The sequence below is a fragment of the Streptomyces sp. MK37H genome (genome assembly GCF_018035285.1).
In the GTDB taxonomy this organism is placed as follows: Bacteria; Actinomycetota; Actinomycetes; order Streptomycetales; family Streptomycetaceae; genus Streptomyces; species Streptomyces endocoffeicus.
In genome coordinates this window covers 1-5230 of record NZ_JAAAYH010000532.1, presented here as the reverse complement: position 1 = coordinate 5230, position 5230 = coordinate 1, and the positions used below count along the sequence as shown (strand labels likewise).

The window sequence follows — 5230 nt, the reverse complement described above, 5'->3', positions numbered from 1 at the left end:
CGCGAGGTCGGCGGCGGTGGCGACGGCCAGCGGCGGACAGTGCAGATGGGCGGTGCAGCGGGGGTCCGCGGGTTCGGCGGCGCCATGGGCGAGGGCCCGGACGAGGCTGCGCAGCGCGTGGTGGGGCCCCTCCCCCTCGTCGGGGATGAGCGGCCGGGCCGCATCGCGTATCCGCCGGGCCACCGCGGCCGGTCCCCCGGCCGGGAGGGGCCCACCGCGGTCGGCGGCGCCGTGGGCGAGGGCGTCGAGGACGGTGTCCACCATCGGGCGGAGCACGCCCGGTCCGCTCTGGCCCCCGGCGAGGAGGCGGGCGGTTCCGGATGCGGGCACGGGCATGGGTGTGCCCCTAGGGGGTGTCTGGGCGGCGGTCAGGGCTGCCTAAATTACTTCGCGCACCAGCGGTCCGATCCGGGGGCGGGGTCAAGTGCACCCGTACGTGGTACGGCCCGGCCCCGCGGATTGATCGGCGCGGCCGGGCCGCCCCGGGCTTGCCGCCTCGTCCGGCCTGATCGGTTACTCGATGTGCCCCGTCCCGGGGTCCACCTGGCTGAGGAAGTCCCGTGCGGACTCCTCCAGTTCCCGCTCGCTCAAGGAGTCGGCTCCGCGCACATGGGTGGTGAAGCCGTATCCCGGGTTCGGCCCGGTCAGCCAGGTGAAGTCGTACGTCCCGGGCTCGCCGGGACGCTCAGCGACGTCGAACCCCTCCCCGTCGACCGTCAGTGTCCACCGGCGCGTTCCTCGATCCATGCCCGCCAGTCTGCCCCGTGCCCGGACCGGGATGAGACGGCATCGCGTCATGCTGTGTCTGTTTCACGCTGACTCTCGACGGCAGGCTCACCGCGAAGGCGACGGAGGTCGCCACGAGGAGGAGAGGGCGATGATCAGACGAACGGGCAGGGTGATCTGCGACATCACGATCTCGGCCGACGGGTACTCGGCCGGGCTCGACCAGACCGAGGAACGCCCGTTCGGCGACGACGGCGGCGACGGCTCGGGCGACCAGCTGCACGCCTGGATGTTCGACACTCCCGACGAGAACCGGGCCGAGGTGGACCAGATGACCGCCGCCGCGGCGTTCATCATGGGGCGCGATATGTTCGGCCCGGTGCGCGGCGCGTGGGATCGGCAGTGGAACGGCTGGTGGGGCGGCAATCCTCCGTTCCACGCACCGGTGTTCGTGCTCACCCACCACGCGCGCGAGCCGCGGCCGATGGACGGCGGCACCACGTACTACTTCGTCACCGGCGGAATCGCGTCGGCGCCGGCACAGGCACGCGCGGCGGCCGGCGACGGCGAGGTCGCGATCCATGGCGGCGCGACCACCATCAACCAGTACCTCGCCGCCGGCCTGATCGACGAGCTGCGGCTGCACATCGTGCCGCTCACGCTCGGCGCCGGCACACGGCTGTTCGAGGGCGTCCCGCCGCTGAGACTGGAGCAGGTGACGTCGCGGTCGGCGAGTCTGGTCTCGCATATGACCTACCGCGTGCTGTCCTGAGCCTCGGCACTCCGTTCCCGCGCCGCCCTCGGCAGCCAACGCGGCCGTCGCCGCCTACAGGCCCGGCCGGGCCGGCGTGACGAGCGGTTATGCGATGAGGAGGGGCACGCTGATCGCCGGCATCACCACCGCGGTGGCACCGTGAATGCCGTAGACGGCCACCTTTGGCCCGTTGCTGCGCAGCACGATCAGCGCGTCGCCCCCCGGACACTCAGGAGGAGCGCCTCGACCTCCTCATCACCCAGCTCGCCGACACCCCGAGCTGACGGGCCCCACGCCATAACCGCGCGGCAGGGGCGGCGGGGCGCCCGAGCGCCCTCGCCGTCCCCGTCGGCGCGGGATTACTCGCCCTGCTTCTCCCGTACGCGCAGGGCGCGTCGCAGGTCGTCGATCTGGTCGGCGAGGCGGCGGCGGAGGGCGGGTACGGCGTCGGGGGACGCGAGGCAGTCCTCGCCCAGGCGCAGGGTTTCGGCGTCCACGGTGCTCGGGAAGCCGAAGCGGGCGACGGTGTCGGCGATGGCGGGGCCGCGACGGGCGCCTAGCGCGACGGCGGCCGGGAAGTAGCGCGGCACGTAGTCGGCGAGGACGTCGTGGTGCTCGGGCTGCCAGAAACCCGCGACGGTCGCGGTGACCAGGTAGTTGGAGAGCTCGTCCCCCCGGCCGTCGGTGCTCTGGTCGTTCTCCCCGTCCCCGAAGAGGGTCTGCCAGGCGGCCTCCTTCGCGGCGGCGTCCGGCAGGGCGGCCCGGCAGCGGGCGGCGCCCTCCTGGCCGGTGGCGCTGGAGTCGCGGGCGCGTTCGGCGTCGATGTCGGCGGGGCCGACGGCACCGAGGACGGCGAGGCGGCCGAGGATCTGCCAGCGCAGCTCGGGGTCGAGGGCGGGGCCGCCGGGGACGGTGTCGCCGTCGAGCCAGTCGCTGAGCTCGGCGGGGGCGGTGGCGCTGCCGATGAACGTACGGACGGCGGCGAGCCGCAGCCCGTCCCCGGAGCCGTCCTCGGTGCGGCGCAGCAGATCGCGGCAGGTCGCCCTGATGGTGGCCAGGGCGGCGGGGCGCCGGTCCGCGGGGAGGTAGCGGTCGGCGATCTGGGTGCGGGCGAAGGCGAGGACGCCCTGGACGATCGCTATGTCGGTCTCGTGCGGCAGATGGGCGCGGGCGGCCTCGAGGTAGTCGGTGGCCGGGAGGTCGCCGTCGCGCACCATGTCGCGGGCGGCGTTCCAGACCACGGCGCGGCTGACGGCGTCGGGGAGGCCGGACAGCGAGCGGTGGACGGCCTTCCAGGAGGCGGGGTCGAGCCGGATCTTGGTGTAGGTGAGGTCGCCGTCGTTCAGCAGCAGCAGATCGGGGCGGGGCCCGGTGAAGGAGAGGCTGAGGCCGGGCTCGGCGCCGTCGAGCTCGGCCTCGACGCGCTCGCGCAGGACCAGCTGGTGCGGGGCGGCGGGCGCGTGGTCGTACAGGCCGATGGCGATGCGGTGCGGGCGCCTGGCGAGGGCGTCCCCGTCCGGGCCGCCGCCCTGGTGGCGGATCTCGGCGCTCCACCGGTCGCCGTTGGCGGTGACGACGGGGGCGAGGGTGTCGACGCCGGTGGTGCGCAGCCAGCGGTCGGCCCAGGCGTGGACGTCGCGGCCGGAGGAGCGGGCGAGGGAGTCGATGAAGTCGGCGAGGGTGGCGTTGCCGAAGCGGTGCCGGGTGAAGTGGTCGTTGATGCCGTCGAGGAAGGTCTTCTCGCCGAGCCAGGTGACGAGCTGGCGCAGCGCGGAGGCGCCCTTGGCGTAGGAGATTCCGTCGAAGTTGAGGCGCGCGGCGGAGGTGTCGGGGACCAGCTCGGGCGCGGGGGCGACCGGGTGGGTGGAGGGGCGCTGGTCGGCGTCGTAGCCCCAGTTCTTGCGGCGGACGCCGAAGTCGGCCCAGGTATCGGTGTAGCGGGTGGTCTCGGTGAGGATCTGGTAGCCCATGTACTCGGCGAAGGACTCGTTCAGCCAGATGTCGTCCCACCACTTCATGGTGACGAGGTCGCCGAACCACATATGGGCCATCTCATGGGCGATGACCATGGCACGGGTCTGGCGCTCGGCGTCGGTGACGGCGGAGCGGAAGACGAATTCGTCGCGGAAGGTGACCAGGCCCGGGTTCTCCATGGCACCGGAGTTGAACTCGGGGACGAACGCCTGGTCGTAGGAGTCGAAGGGGTACGGCTCCTCGAAGATCTCGTGGTAGCGGTCGAAGCAGCGCCGGGTGATGTCGAAGAGCTCGTCGGCGTCGGCCTCGAGGTAGAGGGCGAGGGAGCGGCGGACGTGCAGCCCGAAGGGGAGTCCGGCGTGCTCGGTGCGCACCGAGTGGTACGGGCCGGCGGCCAGGGCCATCAGATAGGTGCTGATGGGCGGGGTGGGCGCGAGCTGCCAGCGGCCCTCCTCGGGGGCGCCGACGCGGGTGGCGATGCCGTTGCCGAGGACGGTCCACTCGGGCGGGGCGGTGACGCGGACGTCGAAGACGGCCTTGAGGTCGGGCTGGTCGAACGCGGCGAAGACTTCGTTCGCGTCCGACATGCAGCACATCGTGTAGAGGTACGTCTCGCCGTCGGCGGGGTCGGTGAAGCGATGCATGCCCTCGCCGGTGTGGGAGTAGCGCATGTCGGTCTCGACGCGCAGCTCGTGCTCGCCCTCACCGAGCCCGGTGAGCGGGAGCCGGCCGCCCGCGAGCGCCTCGGCGGTCTCGCCGGTGAGGTCCAGCTCCCGGCCGTCGAGCACGGCGCGGTGGAGGGCGGCCGGCCGGAGCTCGGCGAAGGTGTCCGCGCCCGCCTGGCGCGCGCTGAAGCGGATGGTCGTGGTGGAGCCGAAGAGCTCCTCCCCGCGGGTGAGGTCGAGGTCGATGGTGTAGCGGTGGACCTCGATGAGGCGGGCTCGGTTCTGCGCTTCCTCGCGCGTCAGTACGGACATGGGGACATGCTGCCCTACGTGCGGCGGGCCGCACACGGGTGGGAAGTGGTTGCCCGGGGCGGACGGCCGCCCGGGCGCACTACCGGAGTGCGCCCTCCGGGCCCTCGGGGCCGTTGTCGGAGCGCGCGATGGTCTCGTGGTGCCGGATGACCTCGGCGATGATGAAGTTGAGCAGCTTCTCGGCGAAGCCGGGGTCGAGCTTGGCGCTCTCGGCGAGCTGCCGCAGCCGGGTGATCTGGCGCGCCTCACGGGCCGGGTCGGCCGGGGGGAGCCGGTGGGCGGCCTTGAGGTGGCCGACCTGCTGGGTGCATTTGAAGCGCTCGGCGAGCATATGGACCACGGCCGCGTCGATGTTGTCGATGCTGTCGCGCAACCGGGTCAGCTGGTCGAGGACGGACGGGTCGATCCCCTCGGGGTCTCCCGGCGTCGCCGGCTGCCCGGCGGTGTGGTCGCTCATGCTGTGCGTCATGCCTCCCGAGAGTACTTTTCCCCGGGTCCCGGCTCCGCTCGGGGGCGCTTCGGCCCGCGCCGGCCGCGTCCGGGGCCTGCCCTCCGTCGGCCCCGGGCCCCCGGACCGCCCCGACCCCTGTGGGGGGTTTGAGGTCCGGCCCGCGAGGGGCGCGGAAGGGGGCGGGGCGGTCGTGGTGGAGGACCGCTCCCGGTACGGCGCCTCCACCGTGGATGAGTCGCCTGGGCGGGGAGAGGTTCCACTTCCGGCCCGGCTTTCCCGTCGGCTTACGGCCCGGCTTTCCCGGTGGCCTCCGGCCCGGCTTTCCTCGTGGCCCGCTCCGGACGGAGT

At 73.3% G+C, this 5230-nt stretch carries 4 protein-coding genes and 1 pseudogene; 1 reads left to right on the top strand and 4 read right to left on the bottom strand.

All coding sequences use genetic code 11. The annotated features are described in order from the left end of the window. Together GWI24_RS39910 and GWI24_RS39905 are read right to left on the bottom strand one after the other, a co-directional pair. A pseudogene (locus GWI24_RS39910) lies at positions 1–336 on the bottom strand (aspartate aminotransferase family protein); the annotation flags it as partial. A 177-nt stretch (positions 337–513) separates the two neighbouring features. Continuing rightward, complete coding sequence (locus GWI24_RS39905) at positions 514–747, bottom strand: hypothetical protein (RefSeq protein ID WP_210950919.1); 234 nt, start codon at positions 745–747, stop codon at positions 514–516. Between the two features lie 130 nt (positions 748–877). Here GWI24_RS39905 and GWI24_RS39900 point away from each other — a divergent pair, with 130 nt between their 5' ends. Then, positions 878–1498 (top strand): dihydrofolate reductase family protein, encoded by a 621-nt coding sequence (locus GWI24_RS39900; RefSeq protein ID WP_210950918.1) that lies wholly within the window; start codon positions 878–880, stop codon positions 1496–1498. Positions 1499–1839: 341 nt separating this feature from the next. On the opposite strand, the gene pepN is transcribed toward GWI24_RS39900, so the two are convergent. Together pepN and GWI24_RS39890 are read right to left on the bottom strand one after the other, a co-directional pair. Next, the gene (pepN, locus tag GWI24_RS39895) at positions 1840–4431 is read right to left on the bottom strand and encodes an aminopeptidase N (protein ID WP_210950917.1); all 2592 of its coding nucleotides are present in this window, start codon (positions 4429–4431) and stop codon (positions 1840–1842) included. Between the two features lie 79 nt (positions 4432–4510). Continuing rightward, positions 4511–4900 (bottom strand): chorismate mutase, encoded by a 390-nt coding sequence (locus GWI24_RS39890; protein WP_374103399.1) that lies wholly within the window; start codon positions 4898–4900, stop codon positions 4511–4513. Between the last annotated feature and the right edge of the window lie 330 nt (positions 4901–5230).